General features: G+C 66.3%; 21 protein-coding genes. 6 read left to right on the forward strand and 15 right to left on the reverse strand.

Features of this window, described 5'->3' with window-relative positions; genetic code table 11:
• The first annotated feature begins 88 nt into the window (after positions 1 to 88).
• Positions 89 to 613 carry a bifunctional 3-hydroxydecanoyl-ACP dehydratase/trans-2-decenoyl-ACP isomerase gene (gene fabA / locus ACQR1I_RS24175; protein ID WP_434868115.1) on the forward strand — a complete coding sequence of 175 codons (525 nt, stop codon included), beginning with the start codon at positions 89 to 91 and terminating at the stop codon, positions 611 to 613.
• Between the two features lie 12 nt (positions 614 to 625).
• Here fabA and ACQR1I_RS24180 read toward each other — a convergent pair whose 3' ends face one another.
• The 7 genes from ACQR1I_RS24180 to ACQR1I_RS24210 all read right to left on the reverse strand — a co-directional run bounded on the left by ACQR1I_RS24180 (position 626) and on the right by ACQR1I_RS24210 (position 8,753).
• Positions 626 to 1,504 (reverse strand): bifunctional helix-turn-helix transcriptional regulator/GNAT family N-acetyltransferase, encoded by an 879-nt coding sequence (locus ACQR1I_RS24180; protein ID WP_434868114.1) that lies wholly within the window; start codon positions 1,502 to 1,504, stop codon positions 626 to 628.
• Positions 1,505 to 1,852: 348 nt separating this feature from the next.
• Positions 1,853 to 2,788 carry a sugar-binding protein gene (locus tag ACQR1I_RS24185; RefSeq protein WP_434868113.1) on the reverse strand — a complete coding sequence of 312 codons (936 nt, stop codon included), beginning with the start codon at positions 2,786 to 2,788 and terminating at the stop codon, positions 1,853 to 1,855.
• Between the two features lie 121 nt (positions 2,789 to 2,909).
• Positions 2,910 to 4,007, reverse strand: a complete 1,098-nt coding sequence (locus ACQR1I_RS24190; protein ID WP_434868112.1) for an ABC transporter permease — start codon at positions 4,005 to 4,007, stop codon at positions 2,910 to 2,912.
• Positions 4,007 to 4,768, reverse strand: a complete 762-nt coding sequence (locus ACQR1I_RS24195) for an ATP-binding cassette domain-containing protein (RefSeq protein WP_434868111.1) — start codon at positions 4,766 to 4,768, stop codon at positions 4,007 to 4,009. Before ACQR1I_RS24195 ends, ACQR1I_RS24190 begins: the two co-directional genes overlap by 1 nt.
• A 46-nt stretch (positions 4,769 to 4,814) precedes the next feature.
• Positions 4,815 to 6,137, reverse strand: coding sequence for a xylose isomerase (xylA, locus tag ACQR1I_RS24200; protein WP_434868110.1), 1,323 nt, complete (start codon positions 6,135 to 6,137; stop codon positions 4,815 to 4,817).
• Positions 6,138 to 6,142: 5 nt separating this feature from the next.
• Positions 6,143 to 7,609: a xylulokinase gene (gene xylB, locus ACQR1I_RS24205; RefSeq protein ID WP_434868109.1), complete on the reverse strand. Its 1,467-nt coding sequence runs from the start codon at positions 7,607 to 7,609 to the stop codon at positions 6,143 to 6,145.
• Between the two features lie 115 nt (positions 7,610 to 7,724).
• Positions 7,725 to 8,753: a LacI family DNA-binding transcriptional regulator gene (locus tag ACQR1I_RS24210; RefSeq protein WP_434868108.1), complete on the reverse strand. Its 1,029-nt coding sequence runs from the start codon at positions 8,751 to 8,753 to the stop codon at positions 7,725 to 7,727.
• A 366-nt stretch (positions 8,754 to 9,119) separates the two neighbouring features.
• On the opposite strand from ACQR1I_RS24210, the gene ACQR1I_RS24215 reads away from it, so the two are divergent.
• Positions 9,120 to 9,896 (forward strand): alpha/beta hydrolase family protein, encoded by a 777-nt coding sequence (locus ACQR1I_RS24215; RefSeq protein ID WP_434868107.1) that lies wholly within the window; start codon positions 9,120 to 9,122, stop codon positions 9,894 to 9,896.
• Between the two features lie 950 nt (positions 9,897 to 10,846).
• Here ACQR1I_RS24215 and ACQR1I_RS24220 read toward each other — a convergent pair.
• From ACQR1I_RS24220 to ACQR1I_RS24230, 3 genes are all read right to left on the reverse strand, one after another.
• Complete coding sequence (locus ACQR1I_RS24220) at positions 10,847 to 12,505, reverse strand: tannase/feruloyl esterase family alpha/beta hydrolase (protein ID WP_434868106.1); 1,659 nt, start codon at positions 12,503 to 12,505, stop codon at positions 10,847 to 10,849.
• Positions 12,506 to 12,575: 70 nt separating this feature from the next.
• The gene (gene pobA, locus ACQR1I_RS24225) at positions 12,576 to 13,748 is read right to left on the reverse strand and encodes a 4-hydroxybenzoate 3-monooxygenase (RefSeq protein ID WP_434868105.1); all 1,173 of its coding nucleotides are present in this window, start codon (positions 13,746 to 13,748) and stop codon (positions 12,576 to 12,578) included.
• 165 nt (positions 13,749 to 13,913) lie between these two features.
• Positions 13,914 to 14,834 (reverse strand): helix-turn-helix domain-containing protein, encoded by a 921-nt coding sequence (locus ACQR1I_RS24230; RefSeq protein ID WP_434868104.1) that lies wholly within the window; start codon positions 14,832 to 14,834, stop codon positions 13,914 to 13,916.
• A gap of 133 nt (positions 14,835 to 14,967) precedes the next feature.
• Here ACQR1I_RS24230 and ACQR1I_RS24235 point away from each other — a divergent pair, with 133 nt between their 5' ends.
• Positions 14,968 to 16,131, forward strand: coding sequence for a cytochrome P450 (locus tag ACQR1I_RS24235; protein WP_434868103.1), 1,164 nt, complete (start codon positions 14,968 to 14,970; stop codon positions 16,129 to 16,131).
• Positions 16,132 to 16,496: 365 nt separating this feature from the next.
• Here the strand turns inward: ACQR1I_RS24235 and ACQR1I_RS24240 are convergent, their stop codons facing one another.
• Complete coding sequence (locus tag ACQR1I_RS24240) at positions 16,497 to 17,615, reverse strand: NADH:flavin oxidoreductase (RefSeq protein WP_434868102.1); 1,119 nt, start codon at positions 17,613 to 17,615, stop codon at positions 16,497 to 16,499.
• Between the two features lie 87 nt (positions 17,616 to 17,702).
• Complete coding sequence (locus tag ACQR1I_RS24245) at positions 17,703 to 19,187, reverse strand: AMP nucleosidase (protein WP_434868101.1); 1,485 nt, start codon at positions 19,185 to 19,187, stop codon at positions 17,703 to 17,705.
• A gap of 258 nt (positions 19,188 to 19,445) precedes the next feature.
• On the opposite strand from ACQR1I_RS24245, the gene ACQR1I_RS24250 reads away from it, so the two are divergent.
• Genes ACQR1I_RS24250 through ACQR1I_RS24260 form a run of 3 tightly spaced genes read left to right on the forward strand, consistent with a single transcriptional unit; the run spans position 19,446 to position 22,338 of the window.
• Positions 19,446 to 20,288 (forward strand): shikimate dehydrogenase, encoded by an 843-nt coding sequence (locus ACQR1I_RS24250; protein WP_434868100.1) that lies wholly within the window; start codon positions 19,446 to 19,448, stop codon positions 20,286 to 20,288.
• 22 nt (positions 20,289 to 20,310) lie between these two features.
• On the forward strand, positions 20,311 to 21,159 hold the full coding sequence (locus tag ACQR1I_RS24255) for an amidohydrolase family protein (RefSeq protein ID WP_434868099.1): 849 nt from the start codon (positions 20,311 to 20,313) through the stop codon (positions 21,157 to 21,159).
• A gap of 27 nt (positions 21,160 to 21,186) precedes the next feature.
• Positions 21,187 to 22,338 carry an ABC transporter substrate-binding protein gene (locus tag ACQR1I_RS24260; RefSeq protein WP_434868441.1) on the forward strand — a complete coding sequence of 384 codons (1,152 nt, stop codon included), beginning with the start codon at positions 21,187 to 21,189 and terminating at the stop codon, positions 22,336 to 22,338.
• A gap of 71 nt (positions 22,339 to 22,409) precedes the next feature.
• Here ACQR1I_RS24260 and ACQR1I_RS24265 read toward each other — a convergent pair whose 3' ends face one another.
• The 3 genes from ACQR1I_RS24265 to ligA are packed head-to-tail and all read right to left on the reverse strand — an operon-like array spanning position 22,410 to position 24,623.
• On the reverse strand, positions 22,410 to 23,369 hold the full coding sequence (locus ACQR1I_RS24265) for a Gfo/Idh/MocA family oxidoreductase (RefSeq protein WP_434868098.1): 960 nt from the start codon (positions 23,367 to 23,369) through the stop codon (positions 22,410 to 22,412).
• A complete protein-coding gene (locus tag ACQR1I_RS24270) occupies positions 23,370 to 24,233 on the reverse strand; it encodes a class III extradiol dioxygenase subunit beta (RefSeq protein WP_006609597.1) in 864 nt (287 codons plus the stop codon).
• Positions 24,234 to 24,623 (reverse strand): protocatechuate 4,5-dioxygenase subunit alpha, encoded by a 390-nt coding sequence (ligA, locus tag ACQR1I_RS24275; RefSeq protein ID WP_434868097.1) that lies wholly within the window; start codon positions 24,621 to 24,623, stop codon positions 24,234 to 24,236.
• Positions 24,624 to 24,635: the final 12 nt, after the last annotated feature.

Genomic DNA, 24,635 nt, shown 5'->3' on the forward strand with positions numbered 1-24,635 from the left:
AACGCCCGCGCCGCATTCCCATCCTGTATACGGGCCGCCAGATGCCGTTCACCCCGTCGGCGTCCACTGCTGACACGGAGCTGACGCCTTGGCCAATCCGCGCGACTTTCACGTGCCGCAATCGTCCTACTCCAAGGAGGATCTGCTCCGCTCCGGCGAAGGCGGCTATTTCGGGCCCGGCAATGCGCAGCTGCCGGCGCCGCCAATGCTGATGATGGATCGGATCACCGAGCTGAGCCTCGATGGCGGCCGCTACGGCAAGGGGCGGATCATGGCCGAGTTGGACATCACGCCGAAGCTCTGGTTCTTCGATTGCCTGTTTCGCGGCGATCCCGTGATGCCCGGTTGCCTGGGCCTCGACGCGATGTGGCAGATGGTCGGCTATTGGCTCGGCTGGTCTGGCTCGCCCGGCAAGGGCCGCGCCACCGGTGTCGGCGAGGTGAGCTTCACGGGCGAGATCACGCCACAGGTGAAATGCGTGCGCTATGAGGTCGACCTGCGCCAGGTCAAGCGCGGCCGCCTCGTGCTCGGCCTGGCCGACGGCCGCGTGCTGGCGGATGGCAGGAGCGTGTTCGAGGCGCAGAGCATGAAGGTCGCGCTGACGACATCATGAGCTCAGCTATCGTCATGACGACAATCGCTTCTCGAAGAACAGGTCCGGATACGGGTCGTCGTTGAAGCGCTCGATCTCGGTCCAGCCGGTCTTGCGGTAGAGCTGCCGGGCCTCGCCGAGCGCGCTGTTGGTGTCGAGGCGGAGCGTCTTGATCGCAAGTTTTCGCGCGGCGTCCTCGGCCGCGTCCATCAGGCGGCGGCCGAGGCCGAGGCCGCGTGCGGCGGGGGCGACCCAGAGGCGCTTGATCTCGGCAATGTCGCCGCCATGGCCCTTCAGCCCGGCGCAGCCGAGCGGCAGGCCGTCGGACAGCGCGACGAAGAACGCGCCGCGCGGGGCCATCATGTCCAGCGCGTCGGGATCACGCGACAGCGTCACGTCAAAACCGCGCGCGAAGCGCCGCGACAGCTCGGCGTAATATTCACCGAGACAATGGCGCGCCGGCTCACTGCGCGGATCGGCCTCCTCGATGCTGATGCGATCACGGGCAAGCGCGGCCGCGACCATGTCCATCGCCGCGAGCAGCGCCTCGGGCCGGCTCGAACGCGCCAGCATCGCCTCGGCCTGCGCATTCGACAGCGTCTCATACGCGTCGAACTCGCGCCGCCCGGCGGCGGTGAGCCTGGCGATGCGGCGGCGCGCATCGTCGGGATGCGGCCTTGTCGCCACCAGCCCCTCCTCCTCCAGGCTGCGCAGAAAACGGCTCATCAGCCCGGAGTCCAGCGCGAGATAGTCACGGAGGTCGGCGACGTCGCTGCGACCGTGGCCGATCGCGTTGAGCACGCGCGCGGCGCCGAGCGGCCGGCCGCGCCCCAGGAACGAGGTGTCGAGCGCACCGACCTCCGAGGTGACGGCGCGATTGAAGCGGCGGACGCGGGAGACGGGATCGAGCATGATGCCTGACTTAGGTCAGATATCAGCTGATGTCAATTGGATGTGGGCAGCAGACCCAATCACCACTGTCATCATCCGCGCAGGCGGATGATCCAGTACGCCGCGGCCGCTCGATCGATCACTGCCGTCTCTGGAATACTGGATCGTCCGCCGGAGCTTGTCCTCGGGCTCGCCGGAGGCGAGACCCGGGGGCGGACGATGACAGCGGAGCAAGAAGACCGCCGCGTCTGACGTGGATGGCGCGCGGGAGCGCCACACGCCGTGCCTTCGGTTGCCCCAAACAAAAAAGGCGGCTCGGCCGCCGGCCGAAGCCGGATGCCGAACCGCCAGTCTTTCCCCGGGAGGAACTCAGTTCAGGAGCTTCGCCACGTTGTCCTTGGTCACGAGGTCGAGGCCGGTGTAGATCACTTCAGGCACCTTCTCGCCCTTCTTGATCGCGAGCAGCGCGTCCATCGACTTCTCGCCCATCTCGAACGGGCGCTGGCCGGTGAGCGCGGTGGAGTAGCCGTCGCGCAGCAGTTCGAGCTGCATCTTCAGGGTATCGGCGACGACCAGCGTCAGCTTGCCGGCGTCGATGTCCTTCTTGTTCTTGTTGACGAAGGCCTTGTAGCCTTCGGGCGCGAACATCGGCCAGCCGCCGACCGGAACGATCGCGGCGAGATCCGGCGTCGCGGTGCGCAGATCGGTCATCTGCTGCACGGCGAGTGCGGAATCGTCGTTGCAGAAGGTCGGCGAGCCCGCGACTTCCGTCCACTTCGAGCCCTTCAGGGCCTCGCGCACGCCTTCGACACGCTCAGCAAGGTTCTTGGCGCCCGGGCCGCCCGAGACCATGGCGTACTTGCCGCCGTCCGGCCGAAGCTCGCGCAGCTGCTTGCCGAGCGCCAGACCGAAATCCTTGTTGTTGGTGCCGATATAGGCGAGCCGCTTGGAGCCCGGCGCGTCCGCGTCGAAGGTGATGACGGGGATGCCGGCCGCAGCCGCAGCTTCGATCGACTTGGTCATCGCGGCGACGTCGGCCACCGAGATCGCCAGGCCGTCGACCTTCTGGGTGATGAAGTCCTGGATGATCTGCGCCTGGGTGGCGGGCTCGTGCTCGATCGGGCCCTTGTAGATGCACTCGACATTGCCGAGCTCCTTGGCCCGCTTCATGCAGCCGTCGCGTGCGACGTCGAAGAACGGGTTGTTCATCGCCTTCGGCACGACGGCGAAACGGTATTTGGTCTCGGCATGCGCCGGGCCCACCAGGATCGCAAGCGATGCGACCGCAAACAGCAACTTTTTCATGGTTTCCCTCCTCGATGTCTATCCGAAATGATTGTCTGTGCCGGGCGCGGATAGACCTGATCAGTCACATCCCGGACAGTATCTCGTCACGTCACAGCAGCCTGCGTCACAACAGCCTTCGTTACAAAAGCCTTGCGCGGATGCGATCGACCAGCACGGCGGCGATGATGATCACGCCGACCAGCGTCTGCTGCCAGTAGGAGTTGACCTGTGCCAGCACCAGCCCGTTTCTGATGACCTCGAGCAGCACGCAGCCGACGATGGCGCCGAGCGGACCGCCGATGCCGCCGGCCAGATTGGCGCCGCCGATCACGGCCGCCGCGATCACGTTGAGCTCGTAGGACGTCGCCATGTTGGCCGGCGCCGAACCGAGCCAGCCAGAGATGATGATGCCCTGCAGGCCGGCGGCGACCGCGCCGATCACGTAGACCTCGATCTTGACGCGCGTCACCGAGATGCCGGTCAGCTCCGCGGCCTTCTCGTTGCCGCCCATCGCGAACACATGGCGGCCGAAGGCCGTGTGGTGGAGCACCAGCGCCATGACCAGCGCCAGCGCGATCAGATAGATGAACGGCGCAGGCACGCCATAGACGTCGCCTGAAGTGAGCGCGTAGAAGTAGTCGGCGTCCGGACCGCCGGGAAAGCTGCCGCGGCCGTTGGAGATGACGTAAGCGAGGCCGCGCACGATCGACAGCATGCCGAGCGTGGTCACGAACGGCGACAGGCCGAGCAGCGCAATGCACATGCCGTTGACGAGCCCGACGAGCACGGACACGGCGAGCCCCGCGAGCACCGAGACCAGCAGGATCAGGCCGGGCACGTTGGCGACCACGGTCTTGCCGTCGGCCGCGAGATGCACGAACAGCGACGACAGCGGCGTGCCGGGGGTCGACAGCGCCACCATCACCATCGAGGTGATCATCGCCGCGAAGCACATCAGCGAGCCGACCGAGAGGTCGATGCCGCCGGTGATGATCACGAAGGTGATGCCGAGCGTGGCGATCGCGATGAAGGAGAAGTTCTTGGCGACGTTCTGCAGATTGCCTTCAGTGAGGAAATAGGGGCTGGCGAAGCTCATCAGGATGATGAGCGCAACCAGCGCCAGGGTCACATAGGCCGTCTGCGAGGCGAATACGCCGCGATGCCACCATCGGATGGCGCCGACATTGGTGAAGGTCACCTCGCTGCCCGGGACGGGGGTCTCCGACGGAACAGACATTACGCAGCCTCCTTGGCGCCGGTGATCAGGGCGGTGACCTCGTCCGGGTTGGTGTCGTTGACCGGCTTATCCGCCTTCTTCTCGCCGCGCCGCATTACCACGACGCGATCACACACCGCAAAGATGTCCGGCATGCGGTGCGAGATCAAGATCACGGCGATGCCCTGCTCCTTCAGGCGATGGATCAGGCTCAGCACCTGCTCGACCTGGCGGACCGAGATGGCGGCCGTCGGCTCGTCCATCATCACGAGCTTGGCGTTGGAGAGACGGGTGCGCGCAATCGCGACCGCCTGACGCTGGCCGCCCGACATGTCCTTGACGAGATCATGCGGCCGCGTCTCGGAGCGCAGCTCGCGGAACAGTTCCAGTGCCCGCGCCTCCATGCCCTTGTGGTCGAGCAGCCTGAGCGGTCCGAAATTGCGCCTGAGCTCGCGACCGAGAAACACGTTGGCGGCGGCGGTGAGATTGTTGGCCAGCGCGAGGTCCTGATAGACGACCTCGATGCCGACGCTGCGCGAATCCATCGGGCGATGGAAATGCACCTCGCGGCCGCAGAAATGGATCGAACCCTGGCTCGGCGGAAAATTGCCGGCGATGATCCGCACCAGCGTCGACTTGCCGGCGCCGTTGTCGCCCATCAGGCCGACGACCTCGCCGGCGCCAATCGAAAGGTCCACGCCGTGCAGCGCCCGGATGGCGCCGAACTGCTTGCCGAGGCCTTTCAGCTGGAGGACCGGCTCACCTGCCGCCGCAGTGCTCATGGCTGCTCCCTCACTCTCGTTGGTCGATAGGCGCAGGCTGCTGTCGTCAGACATAACGGTTCACCACACTTTCCAGATATTCCTGCCGGCCCGAGCGCGGCTGCGGATCGAGGCCGGTGCTGACGGCGCGGTCGGCGAGCTCGGCGAGCGAGCGGCGGCCGGCGAGGATCGCCTGCCCCTCGTCGCCATCCCAGCCGGCATAACGTTGTGCGAGCGGCGCGGTCAGCGCGCCCTCCTCCAGCATGGCATCGGCGGCAATCAGCGCCCGGGCGCACGCGTCCATCGAGCCGACATGGGCGTGCAGCAGATCGTCAGGATCGATCGACTGTCGCCGGATCTTGGCATCGAAGTTCAGACCGCCCGTGGTGAAGCCGCCGCCCTTGAGCATATCATGGAACGCCAGCGCCAGCTCCGGCACGTTCATCGCGAATTGATCCGTGTCCCACCCGAGCAGATCGTCGCCGCGATTGATGTCGAGCGAGCCGAACACGCCGAGCGCCTGCGCCAGCGCGATCTCGTGCTGGAACGAATGGCCGGCGAGGATCGCATGATTCTGCTCGATGTTGAGCTTGACGTCGTCCAGCAGGTCGTAGCGCTTCAGGAAACCGTAGCAGGTGGCGACGTCGAAATCATACTGGTGCTTGGTCGGCTCCTTCGGCTTCGGCTCGATCAGCAGCGGGCCCTTGAAGCCGATCTTGTGCTTGTGCTCGACCACCAGCGAGACGAAGCGGCCGAGCTGGTCGAGCTCGCGCTTCATGTCGGTGTTGAGCAGCGTCTCGTAGCCCTCGCGGCCGCCCCACAGCACGTAGTTGGCGCCGCCCAGACGATGCGTCACCTCGAGCGCGGCGCGCACCTGCCCCGCGGCGTAGGTGAAGACATCCGGATCGGGATTGGTCGCGGCGCCCGCCATGTAGCGGCGATGCGAGAACAGGTTGGCGGTGCCCCACAAGAGCCGCACCTTGGCGGAGACCATCTTCTGCTCGAACAGGTCGCCGATGGCGTTGAGGTTGGCGACGGACTCCTTCAGGGTCGCGCCCTCCGGCGCGGCGTCGACGTCATGGAAGGTGAAGAACGGCACGTCGAGCAGGCGGAACAGTTCGAACGCCACATCGGCCTTGGCGCGCGCCATCGCGAGCGCGTCGTCGCCGTGCTGCCAGGGCCGCAGGAAGGTCTCGCCGCCGAACGGATCGGAGCCCGGCCAGCAGAACGAATGCCAGTAGCAGACCGCGAAGCGCAGATGATCCTCCATGCGCTTGCCCCTGATGACCCGGTCCTTGTCGTACCAGCGGAACGACAGCGGGCTGCGCGACTCGGGGCCGCCATAGCTGACGGTTGCGCCGGTCTGGAAGAAGGAAGCCTGGACGTTCACGATGGTCACTCCTTGAGAGCAGGATAGAGCTTGCGCCAATGCGCATAGGCCGCGTCATAGCCGGCGCGCTGCGCAGCGCGCGGTGCGAAACTCTGCAGCCGCTGCGGCTTGCGGCAGACATCTTCAGGTGCTGCGCCGGTCGCGGCGAGGCGGCCGAGCCGTGCGGCGCCGATCGCCGCGCCGACCTCGCCCTCTTCGACGCGATGCACGGTCACGCCGAGCACGTCGGCCATGATCTGTGCCCACAGCGCCGAGCGCGACCCACCGCCGACAAGATCGAGCTCGGTGATCTCATGCGCACCGCGCATCTCATGCGCGCCGCGGCCAAGCGCATCGCGCATGTCGCGCGCGGCGAACGCGACACCTTCCAGCACGGCCTGCACGAGATCGTCGCGCGACGCGGCACTGCGCAGGCCGACGAAGGCGCCGGCGGCGCGCGCATCGTTGTGCGGCGTACGCTCGCCATCGAGATAGGGCAGAAACTGCACCGGGCTCGGACGATCGACACTTGCTCCGAGCGGCGCGAGCAGCGCGGCTTCGGGCGTCTGCAGGATGCGCGACAGCCAGGACAGGGAGGCGGCGGCCGACAGCATCACACCCATCTGATGCCAGAGGCCGCCGAGCGCATGGCAGAACGCGTGCACGGCGGATTCCGGCGCCGGCGCGAACCGGTCGGTGACGCGAAACAGCACGCCCGAGGTGCCCAGCGACAGAAAGGCATCGCCGGGCGTGATCGCGCCGAGCCCGATCGCGCTCGCGGCGTTGTCACCGGCGCCGCCTGCGATCACCACCTTGGCACCCGTGCCCCAGCGCTGCGCCAGCTCGGGAGACAGCATCGCGCTCGGCTCATTGCCCTCGACCAGGCGCGGCATGTGATGAAGATCGAGCCCGGTCGCCGCCAGCAGCGTCTCCGACCAGCGCCGCGCGCCGACGTCGAGCCACAACGTGCCCGCCGCGTCCGACATGTCCTCCGCCATCTCGCCGGACAGTCGATAGCGCACATAGGCCTTCGGCAGCAGGACCTTTGCCACCTGGGCGAAGATGTCAGGCTCGTGCTTCGCGACCCAGGCGAGCTTCGGAGCGGTGAAGCCGGGCATCGCCAGATTGCCGGCGATCGCATGCAGCTCGGGACAGCGCCGCTCGAGCTCGGCGCATTCGTCCTGCGAGCGGCCATCATTCCACAGGATGGCCGGCCGCAGCGGCTGGCCGTCGCGGCCAAGCAAGGTCGCGCCATGCATCTGGCCGGACAGGCCGATGCCGCTGACAGCAGCCGTTTCGCGCGGATGGTCGCGGGCGAGGTCATCGACGGCGCCGATCGCAGCCTCGACCCAATGATCCGGATTTTGCTCGGACCACAGCGGCTGCGGGTGCGACAGCGACAGCGGACGCGAGGCGCTTGCGACCAGCGCACCCGTCTCGTCCTCCAGCACGGCCTTCACGCCGGATGTGCCGACATCCAGTCCGAGAAACACGACCTCATTCCTCCCACGCCGGCCACCGGGATGTGGCGATCTATGTCGCCTCGCACCAGCAGCCTACTCATTCTGTACCCCATGATCAGTCCGGCCGCTGCGGCGGCCGTCCAGCTCACGGCAAATTGTCCCGCATCACGATGTCGATGCGGATGGCTTCCTGTTCGCTCAGAAGCGGCTCGCCGCGCGCCAGCGCGAGCAGCACACGCACCGCCGAACGCGCTTCATGACCCGGGTTCTGCGAGATGACGGCATCCATCACGCCGTTCAGCAGCAGCTTGCGCGTCACCGCCGTCACGTCGTGACCGACGAAAACGATGTCCTCCGCGCGCCCGGATTCGGCGAGCGCCTTGGCGACGCCGGCGGTGCCGGCGCCGACATTGTACAGGCCAACGATGTCGCGATGCTCGGCGAGCAGCTTGCTCATCAGCTGCTCCGAGCGGTCGTCGGCGTCATGCCCCTCAGCCACCGGCAGGACTTCAAGCTGCCGATATTCCGACGTCATCACCTGGGTGAAGCCGAAGATGCGCTCGGCGTGGTCGCGCAGGCCCTGCGAGCCGGCGACGATCGCCACGCGCCCGGCCCGGCCACCGGCAAAACGTCCGACCAGCCCGGCGGCGGTGCGACCGGCCGCGATGTTGTCGATGCCGACGTAATGCTGCCGGCGCGAGGACGGCACGTCCGACACCAGGGTCACGACCTTGGCCCCGGACTCGACGAGATCGTTGATGGCGGCCCGCACGTTCGGATGATCGAGCGCCACCACCGCCACGCCATCGACCCTGCCGACGAGATCATCCAGCTTCGCGGCCAGCACGGCTGAATCGAACACGTCGGTGGTGACGACATCGACCGTCAGCCGGCGCGCGGCCATCCAGTTCGCCAATTCGCCGAGATGCGTTTCGATCTGCTGCATGAACAGGTTGACGCCCGCGGGCATCACGAACGCGAAGCGCCGGGATCGCGCCCGCGCCAGCTCGGAGGCTGCCGCATGCGGCTGGAACGCGCTACGCGCCATCGCGTCCTTCACGCGCCGCACCGTATCCGGGCGCACGCCCGGCCGGTTGTGCAGCACGCGGTCGACGGTGGCGAGGCTGACCCCTGCCTGCCGCGCGATATCCCGCAATGTCAGCGGCGCGTTCATGCTCCTCCCTTTCGAGCTGAGGAACTTAGCGCGAATTTTGAGGTACGCAACTCATTTTTGAGGTGCCGCCGATGGGGCGGCCCACAACTGGCGGCATGACGTCTTCAACCATCCCCGCTCCGGCAGCAGCCCGTGCCGGTTGACGCATCAGGCCACAAAGGTGCATGACGACAACATTTCAACCTTTACGATCAAGTAAACTGACCTTGCGAGGACTTGTCAAACGGCGGTGCGCGGTGCGCTCATCGCCGTCATTGGCCATGGCGCACGAAGGCTTCCGCCAATCCCACTTCCACTTGCGGATGTCCTGCGCGGGTGTTGAACTCAGCCGCGTCTGATTTTGCCTGGCTCGTCTCGTGGGGGCTCATGTCATCGATGATCGTTCGCCGCGCCTGGCCCGGTTGGGGCTGGGGCTACAGCCCGTCGGGTGACGGCCCGTTCCCGACGATCGTTCTCCTGCATGGTTCGGAAGGCGCCTGGTCGGGCTGGAGCTATCGCAACGCCGTGCTGTTTGCGGCACGTGGCTTCCTGGCGATCCCGTTCGGCTACGCCAAGGATGGCAACACCTGGAATGCCGGCAACATCAACGACATCCCGCTCGACCGCACAGCCGACGCGCTGGCCGGCTTGCGCGATTTTCATCTGTGCGGCACCAAGCTTGGACTGTACGGCGGCTCGCGGGGCGCCGAACATGCGCTGTTGCTGACATCGCTGATGGCGCGCGACGGCATCGCCGGTCTTCCCGATGCGGTCGCCGTGCATGCGCCACCCGACGTAATCTGCGGCGCGTTCGACGCCAAGTTCTGGCGCGACCACGGTGATCCCGGCTGGCAACCCTGGGATCCGGCACGCCGGGCCTGGACGTGGCGCGGAAGCTCCGATCAGTTACTTCCATCGACGCCGATCGAGATCGAGCGCTTCGCTGGACCGCTCTTCATCAGCCACGGCACGAAGGACGAGACATGGTCCGTCGACATGACCCGGCGCCTCTCGGCGCGCCTGGCGCAACATGGCCGGGCACCGGTGGTGCACCTCTACGAGGGCGAGGGGCACGGGTTCACCGCCGACGCCGAGAACCGGCATTACGAGCTTCTGACCGAGTTCTTCATGCGGCATCTCGGCCCCACCGCGGCGTCCAAATAATTTCCGCTTTCCAGAAGATTTCTCTTTCGTTTTATCGGAAGATATGCTTATCTTCCGGCCATCCCGCCTCACGAGAGGGGCGTAGCGCGCGATCGTCACGACACGCGAGGCGGGGATGCGGTGACCGCGGGAGATCGCAGCATTCTCTTCTAACGAGGGTGCGGACGAACGATCGCCTGCGGACGTGAAGTCGCAGCGGCCTGACACCCCGAAGCTGGTGTCACCCTGGCGCAATGCTGACGCATGGCGTTGGGAATGGTGGCCAACAAGCCCGGCGCACCAGGGCGACTGCGTATAAGCGTGAAGACACCGCGCAGGGAATGCCGGATGACCGGCTTTGCCTGTGGTACCTGCCGCCTGCATTTTTTTCGCAGGCGGGCCATGGGTGGGGCCTTCACCCGGCATTCCCTGCGCCCTCTCATGTCGGAGGGCGACAACGAACATCAGCCTCGGGCGCGATGCGCCGCGAGAATACGTCTCCATGCCGGTCGCTGTTTGAGATGTGAAGCAGTCTCCTTCCACGCGTCGTCCCGGGCAAGCCTCGACGCGCGCAGCGCGGCGTGGCGCCGACCCGGGATCCATACGCCGCGGCGGTCGTGATGAGCACAATGCCAATCACCAGCCTGCCTCAAACCGCTCCCTGGGGGTATGGGTCCCGGCTCAAGGCCTGGACGACGGCGGAGTTTGTAGTTGCGGCCGGAACGACAACTACCAAAGTCATTGCGAACTGCCGTAGGGTGGGCAAAGGCGCGCATGCGACGCTACACGCCACGAGCTACGCTCTCTCGCGCGCCGTGCCCACCATTGTCTCCGGCCGTGCGGATGCACGGTGGGCAGGCGACCGCCCTGCGGGCGGCCGCTTTGCCCACCCTACGCCGCATCAACCTCAATCGCCGTCCTGGCGGTGGCCGGGACGACGGCGGTTGTTGCCGCCGCACGATCCCTATGCCCTACTCAGCGCACACAAAGCTCCCGGCCTGCTCCACCGGTCCCGCCTTGTAGCGCGGCCAGGCCGGCCAGCGGCACAGCGGCAGGCTGCGGGTGACGGTGAAGGCCGGCGCCTCGATCTTCTGCTCGACGACTTCGAGATCTCCCGGCGCCTTGCCGGTCTCGACCCAGTCGACCAGCACGCTCAGCATGTCGACATTGGCCGGCGCGCCGTTGCCGACATGGTCGACGCCGGGCGCGGTGTAGAGCCGCGCGAACTCCGCCGTCTCGGCCTTGCCGAGCTTGCGCTCGACCGACTCGAAATAGCGGATGCCGGCATAGGGGCTCTGCGCATAGTCGGCCATGTGCTCGAGAATGACGAGCCTGCCGCCATGGGCGCGGAAGCGGCTGAGATCGGGGTTGGTGGAGTCCATCAGTTGCGACACCTGCAGCAGCCGGTCCTTGTAATCATCAGGCCGATACTTGGTGACATCGAGCTTGGGATCGCGCGCGAACAGATATTGCGTGGCGCCGGAACCGAACACCCAGGCGATGCCGTTGGCAGGCGTCGGCGGCTGCGTCGGCGCGGCCTTGCCGAGCCACCACGAGATCCAGCCGCCGGCCGAGGCGAAGCCCTCCGTGTCCTCGCCGGAGATGCCCCAGCCCGGGTAGTCGTCGAGCCCATTGGCAAGCGGGAACGAGAACTTGTACGGCGCGTGCAGCGTCGCGATGGACTTGATCTGCGCATCGCTGAGGCAGGCCTCGCCGCTCTTGCCGTCGGGACAGCGCAGGCTATCCGGCTTGAAGCTCGCCTTGCAGCCGACGGCATTCGCGATCAGGCCGTCCTCGATGCCGTCAGCCTTGTCGCAGCTGTTGCGCACGGCGTCTCCGACCAGCTTGACCTGCGCCGGACTGATCCAGCCGTCGCCCATCGTCACCAGCCCGCCGCGGGTGCCGGCATGCTGCAGCCCCACCCAGTTGATGACGGGGACGCGGGCGAAGATGCCGTCGAAATCGTCGGGGTAGCGTTGCGCCATGGTCAGCGCCTCGCGGCCGCCCTCGGACGATCCCATGAAGTACATCTTGGCGGGCTTGCTGCCGTAGGCGCGCGTGATGATGGCGACGGCGGCGTCACGCACCTTCTTGTAGGCGACGTGCGAAAAATTCTCGAACGCCTCGTCATTGAGCGCAAAGGTCTGCGGCGGCTCGCCCGGCTTGGACTCGTGGCCGGAATCGGTGCCGTAGGTGACGAAGCCGCGCGCCAGCGGCGAGGCCTTGTCGAACGGATAGGCCGGCGGCAGGCCGAGCCCGGTGATCAGCACGCCGTTGAAGCCGCCGCCGCCATATTGCAGCGAGCGGCCGTTCCAATCAGCGGGAAGATTGACCTCGAACTTGATCGGCGGCGCCTGCGGGTCTTTCGGGTCGATATGTCCGAGCACCTTGCAGAACGGCGGCGTGGCCGGCACGACGCGGGCGGCCGGGGAACCGGCCTTTTCCGCCACGGACAATGGCGCCGCTGCCTGCATCGCTGCCGTGTCGATTCGCACGGCACCGTCGGATGTGCCGGCCAGGCCGCCGCAGGTCGCGGCGGCATCGCCGCTGATCGGCACGGCGGCCGCCGAAGACACCGCCGCCAGCGACATCAAAACTGCGATCGCGCTCGCACGAGGCCAGCTCGTCATGGTCAATTTCCTCACCTTGTCGGTCCCGTTGATCCGGGATCTCGCATCCACGCTTGTAGCAGACCGCCGGCTAGAACGGCAGCCCGACATAGTTCTCCGCCAGCGACCGCTGCGCGGCGTCGGACGAGAACAGATAGGCAAGCTCGGTATCCTGCAGCTTGTCGTCGTAAGACAGCCGGTCGGGGAAGCGATGCAACAGGGTCGTCATCCACCAGGAGAAGCGCTGCGCCTTCCAGATCCGCGCCAGCGCCCGCTGCGAGTAGCCGTCGATGCCGCGGTCGTCGCTCTTTTTGTAGTGATCGAGCAGCGCATGATAGAGATAGTAGATGTCGGAGGCCGCCGAGTTCAGCCCGCGCGCGCCGGTCGGCGGCACGATGTGGGCGGCGTCGCCGGCCAGGAACAAGCGGCCGTAGCGCATCGGCTCGGCGACGAAGCTGCGCAGCGGCGCGATGCTCTTCTCGATCGAGGGGCCAGTGATCAGCTTGGCCGCGACCTCGGCCGGCAGACGGCGCTTCAGCTCGGCCCAGAACGCATCGTCGCTCCAGTCCTCGACCTTGTCGGTGAGCGGCACCTGGACGTAATAGCGGCTCAGGACCTGCGAGCGCAGCGAGCACAGCGCGAAGCCGCGCTCGTGCTTGGCATAGATCAGCTCCGGCGACACCGGCTTGGTGCGGGAGAGCACGCCGAGCCAGCCGAACGGATAGACCCGCTCGAATTCCGTCAGCTTGTCCTGCGGAATCGACTTGCGGCTGACGCCGTGAAAGCCGTCGGCGCCGATGACGTAGTCGCAGTCGACGCGGATCACCTCTTCGCCGCTGCGATAGGTGACGTAGGGCTTGTCGGAGGCGATGTCGTGCGGCGTCACGTCGGCCGCATTGTGCACGACCTTGCCGCCGAGCTTGTCGCGCGCCTCGTAGAGATCGCGCGTCAGCTCGGTCTGGCCGTAGACCATCACGGAATTGCCGCCGGAATATTTGTGCAGGTCGACGCGGTCGAGCTTGCCGTCATGGGCGATGTAGAAGCCGTGATGGATCTCGCCCTCGCGGTCCATGCGCTCGCCGCACTTCGCCTCGCGCATCAGCTCGGCAAAGCCGTGCTCGAGCACGCCGGCACGGATGCGCGACAGCACGTAGTCGCGGCTCGACTTTTCCAGGATGATCGTATCGATGCCCTGCAGATGCAGCAGCTGCGACAGCATCAGGCCCGACGGGCCGCCGCCGATGATGCAGACTTGGACTTTCATGGGCATCTTCTCCCGGATTCACGACGAAAGGCTTGTTGGCTTTGCTTGTCAGTCGCGAATTCTACCAAGGAACGCGCCGACCGACTTGCATGGACCCTGCATTCTCTTGCACTTTTCCGACACCACGGCGCGGAACCTTGCAACGGTATCAGGACCCTCTCCGGATCAGCGGCGAGCGCCGGCCGCCTCCTCCGCCACGCCCATCGCGCGGCGATAGTCACGTGGGCTGGCGCCGGTGTGGCGCTTGAAGAAGCGGCAGAAATAGGCGGGATCCTTGAAGCCGAGCTCGAACGCCAGCTTCGACACCGGCGCTGCAACATAAGTGAGGCGGCGGCAGGCCTCGCGCGCGAGCCGCGCATGCACGATGTCGAGCGCGGACTGGCCGGTCTCGGCCCGTGTCAGGCGGTTCAGCCGTTCCGGGGTCATGCCGAGCTCGTCGGCATAGCGCGCCACCGACCAGTGATCGCGATGGCGCGCCTCGACCAGCACGATGAAGCGCGTGAACAGGGCCGCCTGCCCGCTGCCGCGCCGCGCCCCCTGCGACTGCCGCGCGCTCTGCTGTGCCAGCCGCCACACGATCGAGCGCCCAAGCCAGTGCGGCACCGGCGAGGCCGCGGCATCCGCCGCCGCGAACTCGTCGGCGAGATCGACGAACAGAGCCGCGATGCGGCCGGTGGCGACCGCCTGCGGCTCGAGATGCAGGATCTGCGCGGTCGCGAACAGATCGCGCAACGCCTCACCGGTCGCCGGCACGTCGCCCTCGACCACCGCGCGCGGATTGAAGGTCAGCACATAGCCATCGGTGTCGCGCGAGAAGCGGAAGGCATGAACCACTCCGGGCGGAATGATGACCGCCACCGGGCCGGCGCAACGCTCGCGGCGTTCGTCCAAGGCGATCTCGGCCGGACCGGCGGCCACCCAGAGGATCTGGTGCAGGCCCTGGTGCGTGTGGGCCTCGATCTCCCAGCGATACAGCTTGCTGCGCACCTGGATCGGCTCGACGTGCAGCATGTCGGGCTGCGCCGCCAAGGCCTCGCCATACAGCGCAAATGCGGGGATCGACGGCTTGGTGCGAAAGCGCGGCATGTGCAGGAGCTAAGCCGGAATGTCGGAAAAGTGCAAGTCTTGACCGGCGTTCGTGTCTCACGCCGCAGCAACGGCTCGGTTACATCAGTGAAAAGAACAACAACGACCACACTCAATGGAGAGGAGGCCCGACATGTTCACGTTCGACCCGTATTCGCCTGCGGTCGATGCCGACCCGTTCCCGTTCTACAAGACCCTGCGCGACGAGCACCCCTGCTTCTGGAGCCCGCAGGCCCAGGTCTGGATCCTGTCACGCTATGCCGACGTCGCGGCGGCCGGCACCAACTGGCAGACCTATTCCTCGGCCAAGGGCAACCTGATGACCGAACTGCCGAACCGCGCCGGTGCGACGCTCGGCACCACCGATCCGCCGCGCCATGACCGCCTGCGTGGCCTCGTCCAGCACGCCTTCATGAAGCGCAATCTCGAGAGCCTGTCCGGTCCGATCCGCGACATCGCCCGCGACAGCGCCGAGGCGCTGCGCGGCCAGGACCGCTTCGACTTCATCGAGGCGTTCTCGTCGAAATTCACCGTGCGCGTGCTGTTCGCCGCCCTCGGCCTGCCGCTCGGCGACGAGCAGACGGTGCGCGACAAGGCGGTGCTGATGGTGCAGAGCGATCCGGTCAGCCGCGCCAAGGGCCCGCAGCACATCGCCGCCTACAACTGGATGCAGGACTATGCGGCCGGAGTGATTGCCGAGCGCCGCGCGCGGCCGCAGAACGATTTGATCTCGCATTTCAGCATGGCCGAGATCGACGGCGACAAGCTCGACGAGCGCGAGGTACTGCTGACCACGACGACCCTGATCATGGCCGGCATCGAGTCGCTCGGCGGCTTCATGAGCATGCTGGCCTACAATCTTGCCGATCACGCCGACGCGCGCCGCGCCGTGGTCGCCAATCCCGACCTGATGGCGGACGCTGTCGAAGAGTCGCTGCGCTTCAACACCTCGGCACAGCGCTTCCGCCGCTGCCTGCAGAAGGATCTCACTCTGCACGGCCAGACCATGCGCGAGGGCGACTTCGTCTGCCTTGCCTACGGCTCCGCCAATCGTGACGAGCGGCAGTTCCCCAATCCCGATGTCTACGACATCACCCGCAAGCCGCGCGGCCATCTCGGCTTCGGCGGCGGCGTGCATGCGTGCCTGGGTTCCGCGATCGCGCGCATGGCGATCAAGATCGCGTTCGATGAGCTGCACAAGGTCGTGCCGGAGTATCGCCGCACCCAGGAGCAACTGCCGTGGATGCCGTCGTCGACGTTCCGCAGCCCGCTCTATCTGGAGCTGACGGTGCATTGAGGAGAACGGACGGGGCATCCTAGTACTAACAATGAGGTGTAAGTGGCGCCACACACAGACCGCCGTCACAGCGAGAAGAGCGAGCATCGCGCGGCAAAGACGGTGCACCCTCTCCCCTTGTGGGAGAGGGTGGATCGCATGAGCGCAGCGAAATGCGAGCCGGGTGAGGGGTCTCTCTCCGCGAGCTCCCGTGCGGAGAGAGACCCCTCACCCGCCTCCGATGCTGCGCATCTCCGGCACCCTCTCCACAAGGGGAGAGGGTGCACCGAGTCTGTGGCTCCTACTCGCGCGCAACTAAGAGCGAAGGCGACCAACGCAGCGCGAGGAGGACGCGACTGGCCGCCGCGAACGAGCCCCGCCCCAGCTCACACCAGCGCGCCGAGATCCGCCGCGTTGAAGCCCTTGAGGCCCGCCTTGTCGCCCGACTTGATCTTGGCGACCCAGTCGGGATCGCTGATCAGCGCACGTCCCACGGCGATGAGGTCGAACTCATCCTTCGCCATGCGCTCGAGCAGCGCATCGAGATCCGCCGTCGTCGACGGCTTGCCGGCGAACGCCGAGAAGAAGTCGCCGGCGAGACCAACCGAGCCGACGCTGATGGTCGCGGCGCCCGTGATCTTCTTCGCCCAGCCCGCAAAGTTGAGCCCCTTCTCACCATCGATCTCCGGAAATTCCGGCTCCCAGAAGCGGCGCTGCGAGCAGTGCAGGATGTCGACGCCGGCATCGACCAGCGGCTGCAGCCAATCGCCCATCAGCGCTGGCGTCTCGGCGAGCCGAGCCGCGTAGTCCTGCTGCTTCCACTGGCTGACGCGCAGGATGATCGGGAAATCGGGGCCGACCGCCTTGCGGATCGCGGTGACGATCTCGCCGGCGAAGCGCGAGCGCTCCTTGATGGTCGGACCGCCATAGCGGTCGTCGCGCTTGTTGGTGCCGGACCAGAAGAACTCGTCGACCAGGTAGCCATGCGCGCCGTGGACCTCGACCGTGTCGAAGCCGGTGCGCTTTGCGTCGGCGGCAGCCTGCGCGAACGCGGCGACGGTGTCGGCGATGTCGTTCTCGGTCATCGCGTTGCCGCGCGGCTTGTCCGGCGCGACCAGGCCCGACGGGCTCTCGACCGGCGCGCCGGGCTCCCAGCGGCTCATGCCCTTGGTCGAGCCGGTGTGCCAGATCTGCGGCGCGATGCGGCCGCCGGCGGCGTGCACGGCGCTGGCGACGCTCTGCCAGCCGGCCAGCGCGGCCTCACCGTGGAAGAAAGGAATGTGGGGCTCGTTGCGCGAGGCGGGACGGTTGATCACCGTGCCCTCGGTCAGGATCAGGCCCACGCCGCCCTCGGCGCGGCGGCGGTAATAGGCGGCGTTGGCCTCGCCCGGAATTCCGTCCGGTGCCGCGTTGCGCGTCATCGGCGCCATGACGATGCGGTTCTTCAGCTCCAGCGTCTTCAGGCGAAACGGACGAAACAGCACGCTGGTATCGAGATCGGACATTCGGTGGGCTCCATGACGGTCGGAACCGCTCCAGTAGACGTCCTGGCTCCGATGTCAATGAGGCGGCCTTCACGCCGACCGCGGCCGCTACTGGAAGGCCACTTCGGCGAAGCTGCGCAACTTGCGCGAATGCAGCCGCTCGGACTCCTGATGCTTCAACAGCTCCAGCGCCTTCAGGCCGATCTGCAGATGCTGGCCGACGCGCTGGCGGTAGAAGTCGCTGGCCATGCCGGCGAGCTTGATCTCGCCATGCAGCGGCTTGTCGGAGACGCAGAGCAAGGTGCCGTAGGGCACGCGGAAGCGATAGCCATTGGCGGCGATCGCAGCCGACTCCATGTCGAGCGCGACGGCCCGCGACTGCGACAGCCGGCGGATCACGGCGGGGCCGGAGATCTCCCAATTGCGATTGTCGACACTGGCCACCGTGCCGGTGCGCATCACCCGCTTCAGCTCGAAACCGGAATAGCCGGTGACCGCTTCCACGGCCTCTTCGAGCGCGACCTGCACCTCGGCTAGCGCCGGGATCGGCACCCAGGGCGGCAGTTCCTGGTCGAGCACGTGATCCTCGCGAACATAGCCGTGCGCGAGCACGTAGTCGCCGAGCCGTTGGGTGTTGCGCAGGCCCGCGCAGTGGCCGACCATCAGCCAGGCGTGCGGGCGCAGCACCGCGATGTGGTCGGTGACGTTGCGCGCATTCGACGGGCCGGTGCCGATGTTGATCAGCGTGATGCCCTGGTGCCCCGGCTCGACCAGATGCAGCGCCGGCATCTGCGGCGTGCGCGCCGGCGCAGAGCCGGTGGTGCCGCCGCCGAGCCGCGCGCTGCGCGTGATCACGTTGCCCGGCTCGACGAAGGCCTCCGCGGCCCCCTGCCCGGCCGCCAGCTGCTGCCGGCCCCAATCGGCAAACGCATCGACGTAGAACTGATAGTTGGTGAAGATCACGAAGTTCTGGAAATGGTCGGGATCGGTCCCGGTGTAGTGATAGAGCCGGCGCAGCGAGTAGTCGACGCGCGCCGCACGGAACAGCGACAGCGGCTCGGGCATGCCCGGCTTCAGCTCCAGCGTACCGTCGGCGATGGCATCGTCAATGGTCGCGAGATCCGGCGCATCGAACACGTCGCGCAGCGAGCGCGTCACGAGCGGGCTCTCGTGATGCGGCAACGCGGTCTCGATGTTGATGTCGCGGCGATAGGCGAAATGCACCGGAATCGGCTCGGCGGATTCGCCGATCTCGACGGGCACGCCGTGGTTCTCGATCAGCAGCCGGATCTGCTCGGTGAGATAGGAGCGGAACAGATCCGGCCGCGTGATGCTGGTCTCGTGCACGCCGGGTCCTGCGACGAAACCATAGGCCAGACGCGAGTCCAGCCGGGCGTGACTCGCCGTGGTGACGCGCACGAACGGATAGGTCGCGCGGACCCGGGTCGGTGGCACCACGCCATTCGCATAGGCCTCGAAATGAGAGCGCAGGAAGGCGGTGTTGCGCTCGTAGATCGCTTCGAGACGGGCCACCGCGGCGGCGGCGGCGGTGAAGCTTTCGGTCGCAATGGAGAGCGGAGACTGAATGGTCAATCGAGATCCCTCGTAGCCGGTCGGACGCAGCCTGGAGGCTCGGCGCGACTGTGGTTCGCGATCATAGAAACCAGCCGCCGCTTTGCCCAGAGGCAGGGTATCGCGATGCTGCATCCAGTCCACATCAAGAAACGATGCGTGCATTGCGAAGGACACTGTGACGGAATGTTTCAATTGCCTGGCTGGATCATTGCCCATAAGACGATTTCAGCATCGGCCGGAACAGGCCGACATCCAGACGGGAGGCCTTGGCGCAGCATGTCGCAAGCGAACGGATTCGGATTGGCTGGCGTCATCGGCATGCCCGTCGCTCACTCGCGCTCCCCGACGATCCACAATTTCTGGCTCAATGCGCACGGCCTGCGCGGCGCCTATGTGCCGCTGGCGGTCCCGCCGGAGCGGCTCAAGGAGGCGCTCGCCGGCCTGGTGGCCCTCGGTTTCCGCGGCTGCAACGTCACCATGCCGCACAAGCAGACGGCGATGCCCTTGCTCGCCCGCGTCAACGATACTGCGCGCCGGATCGGGGCCGTGAACACCATCGTCGTCGAACAGGATGGCACGCTGAGCGGCTTCAACAATGACGGCAACGGTTTTGTGCAGAGCCTGCGCGACGCCAAGCCGGGCTGGCGCGCCGACGAGGGCCCCATCCTGCTGCTCGGCGCCGGCGGCGCGGCACGCGCCGTGGTGGTCGCGCTGCTCGAGAACGGCGCCCGCGACATCCGCATCAGCAACCGAACCGCCGAGAAAGCGCAGGCCATCGCCGCCGAATTTGGTTCGGCCATCAGCACGGTGCCGTGGGACCATCGCTCCGCCGCCGTCGCCGGCGTCGCGCTGCTGATCAACAGCACCGATCGCGGCATGATCGGCAAGCCGGCGCTGGAGATCGATCTGGCGAAGCTCTCGGCGAAGACGCTCGTGGCCGACCTGATCTACACGCCGCTGGAAACGCCGTTCCTGGCGGATGCGCGGACGCGTGGCTGCACGACGGTCAACGGGCTCGGCCTGCTGCTCAACCAGGCGCGCCTCGCCTTCCAGGCATGGTTCGGCGTGCTGCCCGACGTGACACCGGAGCTCATCAAGGCCATTCAGGCGACGTTCTGACCATGCGACAAAGCGCTCGATCATGACACTGCCGACAGCTCCCAGGATCGACTGCCACATCCACGCGATCGATCCTGCACGCTTTCCCTATACGTCCGATACGCCCTACCGCCCGACGGGCCAGGAGATCGCTCCCGCCGCACATCTCATCCGCGTGCTGGACGTCTTCGACGTCAGGCACGCACTGATCGTCGCGACGAATTCCGGCTATGGCTCGGACAGCCGTATCCTGCTCGATACGCTCCGGCAGGGCAACGGACGGTTCAAGGGCGTCGCGGTGGTCGAGAAGGACGTCGATATCAAGGAGCTGGAACGCCTCAAGGCGGCCGGCGTCATCGGCATCGCTTTCAACGTGCCGTTTCACGGCAGCGACTACTACCGCGACGCTGCGCCGCTGCTGGAGAAGCTTGCCGAGCTGGACCTGTTCCTGCAGATCCAGGTCGAACACGATCAACTGCTCGACCTGTTGCCGTTGATCGCGCGCTCCAAAGTCCGCCTCGTGTTCGATCATTGCGGTCGGCCGGTCGTCGAGCATGGCCTGCAGCGCCCCTCGTTCCAGGCGCTGCTCGCACTCGGCCGGGACCGCGAGGCCGTCGTGAAGCTGTCGGGCTACTACAAATTCGCGCGTCAGCCCCACCCTTACGCCGACACATGGCCGTTCATCGCAGCGCTCGTCGAGGCCTTCACGCTCGACCGTTGTGTCTGGGGCTCCGACTGGCCGTTCCTGCGCGCGCCCGAGCGTCTCGATTACGGACCGCTGCTGGCGGGGATCACCGAGATCTTTCCAGATCCGGCCGATCAGCATCGCCTGCTCTGGCGCACGCCGTTGCGGTTGCTGGGCTTCACAGAGACTTCGACTGATTCAACATAAGCAAAAGAACATCGGGAGGACGTCATGATGGATCTCAAACGACTTGGCGGTGTGGCGCTGGCCGTGTCGCTCTGTGCGGGCTTCGCCCGCGCAGAAGACACGGTGTACATTCCCGATGTGGTGGAGCTCTCGGGTCCGGGCGCCGTGTCCGGCACCAACTGGCGCGACGGTGTCGCGCTGGCCATCGACGAGATCAACGCCGCCGGCGGCATTCTCGGCCGCAAGATCGCCACCGAGCATCTGGACACCCAGAGCAATCCGGGCGTGTCGCGCGCCCAGGTGCAGAAGGTGCTCGATCGTGACCCCTACGTCGTGCTGGGACCGATCTATTCCGGCTCGGTCAAGGTCAACATGGCGCTGACCCAGCAGGCGGAGGTGCCGCAGATCGTCGGCGCGGAAGCCGCCGACATCACGACCCAGGGCAATCCCTGGATCTTCCGCACCGCCTTCGGCCAGCAGTTCAGCATGCCGAAGATCGCCAACTACCTGCACGACCAGCTGAAGGTGAAGTCGGTCGCGGTCGTCTGGGTCAACAACGATTTCGGCAAGGGCGGTCGCGACAGCTTCGTCAAGGAGATGAAGGCCCGCGGGATCGAGGTCGTCTCGGACCTGTCGACCGAGCAGGGCCAGGTCGATTTCGGCTCCGACGTCATCAAGCTGAAGAACGTCAAGACGGACGCCGTGTTCGTCTATACCAACGAGGAGGAAAGCGCGCGCTTCCTCATCGAGGCCAAGCGCCAGGGCCTCTCGGTGCCGCTGTTCGGTGAGACCACGCTGCTGAGCCAGAAGGTCGTCGAGCTGGCGGGCCCCGCCGCCAACGGCGTGCGCGGCCATGTCGGCCTGAGCGCCGATGCGCCCGTTCCGGCCATCCAGGCCTTTGCGAAGAAGTTCAGCGAGCGCTACCGCTATTGGCCCGACCACAACGGCATCAAAGGCTACACGGCCGTGTATCTGATCAAGTATGTGACCGAGACGATCGGCAAGTTCGACCGCCAGGCTTTCGGCGCGACCATGAAGGGCCTAACCCTGACGCCCGACAAGGCGCCGGGGATGCTGATGGAAGCGAGCTGGGACAAGAACGGTGACATCGACCGCGAGAGCTTCCTGGCCGAGATCGTCAACGGCAAGCAGAAGATCGTCGCGACGCTGCCGAAGCTGAAGCCGTCCAAGGCGCCGTAGATCGGCGCAGCGGCGGTCGGCCCCCCTGAAGAAACCCTCCCCGCGCGCCAAACGCGCGAGGAGGAGGACCATCAGCCCTTGGCGAGCTGCTCGTCGAGGTCGTGCAGCACCTGATAGCAGGGCAGCACCTGGGCGACGGAGGCGTTGGGCTCGCGGCCCTCGCGGATCGCGGCGAAAAACTCGCGGTCCTGCAGCTCGATGCCGTTCATGGAGACATCGACCTTGGAGACGTCGATCTTCTCTTCCTTGCCGTTCACCAGATCGTCGTAGCGCGCGATATAGGTGCCGGTGTCGCCGATGTAGCGGAAGAAGGTGCCGAGCGGACCGTCATTGTTGAACGACAGCGACAGTGTGCAGATCGCGCCGTTGGCGGCCTTGAGCTGGATCGACATGTCCATCGCGATGCCGAGATTGGGATGGATCGGTCCCTGCACCGCATTGGCCTTCACGATCGGCGAGCCCGCCTGATAGGCGAACAGGTCGACGGTGTGGGCGGCGTGGTGCCACAGCAGGTGATCCGTCCAGCTGCGCGGCTGGCCCAGTGCGTTCATGTTTGTGCGGCGGAAGAAGTAGGTCTGCACGTCCATCTGCTGGATGTGGAATTCGCCGGCCTTGATCTTCTTGTGCACGAACTGGTGGCTCGGGTTGAAGCGGCGGGTGTGGCCGCACATCGCAACCAAGCCGGTCTCCTTCTGCAGCTCGACGACCTGCTGCGCGTCCTTGAGCGAGTCAGCCAGCGGGATCTCGACCTGGACATGCTTGCCGGCCTTGAGGCAGTCGATCGCCTGCGCCGCATGCATCTGCGTCGGGGTGCAGAGAATGACCGCGTCGACCTCCGGCAGCTTGAGGCTGTCGGCGAGTTCGGTCGAGACGTGCTTGATGCCGTATTTGTCGGCGACTTCCTTGGTCTGGTCGAGGCGGCGGCCGACCAGCGACACGACCTCGACGCCGTCGATGTTCTTGATGCCGTCGAGATGCTTGATGCCGAAGGCGCCGGCGCCGGCGAGCGCGACCTTGATCGTCTTAGCCATTCAGTTGTTCTCCAGGATCACATGGCCGACGGCGGTGTTGCTGGCCGGCACATGGTAGAAGCGGTGACGCACGGTCGGCGCGTTGCCCTTCTTGGTCTCGTTGACGTCGCTCATGGCGCCGCGCGCGATCAGCCACATCACGAGCTCAATGCCCTCGCTGCCGGCCTCGCGGACGTAGTCGATGTGCGGCACCTTGGACAGGCCTTCCGGATCGTTGATGAGCTTGTCGAGGAAGGCGTTGTCCCATTCGCGATTGATCAGGCCGGCGCGCGGCCCCTGCAGCTGGTGGCTCATGCCGCCGGTGCCCCAGATCTGCACGTTGAGCGGCTCGTCATAGCTCTCGATCGCCTTGCGGATCGCCTTGCCCAGCATGAAGCAGCGGCGGCCCGACGGCACCGGATATTGCACCACGTTGACGGCGAACGGGATCACCGGACACGGCCAGGCGTCGACCTGACCGAAGATCAGGCTGAGCGGCACAGTGAGGCCGTGGTCGACGTCCATCTTGTTGACGATGGTGAGATCGAAATCGTCCTGGATCACCGACTGCGCGATGTGCGCGGCGAGCTTCGGATGTCCGATCACCTTGGGCACCGGGCGCGGCCCCCAGCCCTCGTCGGCCGGCTGATACTCGGCCGCGGTACCGATCGCGAACGTCGGGATCATGTCGAGGCTGAAGGCGGTCGCGTGGTCGTTGAAGACCAGGAACACGACGTCGGGCTTCTGCTCCTTCTCCCACTGCTTGGCGAAGTCGTAGCCGGCAAACACCGGCTTCCAATAGTCCTCGCCGGTCTTGCCGAGGTCGAGGGCTGCGCCGATCGCGGGGACGTGCGAGGTGAAGACGCTTGCGGAGATTTTTGCCATTTACTTCTTCTCCCCGGTGTAGCGGTTGCCCTCGGGCGAGCGGCCGCCCTTGATCATCATCTCGCGGTACTGTTCTTCGGTCATGCCGGTCATGCTGCCGGCCATCTGCTGAAAGCTCTTGCCGTCGGTCGCGCCAATCTTGGCAAGGAAGTAGATGTTGCCGCCAAGCGAAATGCAGCGGTTGAGGTCGCGGTCGAGCACGGCCTGCTTCTGCTCCTCGCTCATCGGCCATTCGTCGAGATAGGCGCGCTCATTGGCCTTGAAGCGGGCGCGGTTCTCGGCCTTCATCAAGGACATGCAGAACTGGTTGAGGTGATAGCCCATCCGCGACATGTCCGCGTCGAAGATGGTCGTACCGGGAACGTCGGTATAGGGTTTGTCGAGCGACATCGCTTCCCTCCT

Source organism: Bradyrhizobium sp. HKCCYLS2038, assembly GCF_051167655.1.
Taxonomy (GTDB): Bacteria; Pseudomonadota; Alphaproteobacteria; order Rhizobiales; family Xanthobacteraceae; genus Bradyrhizobium.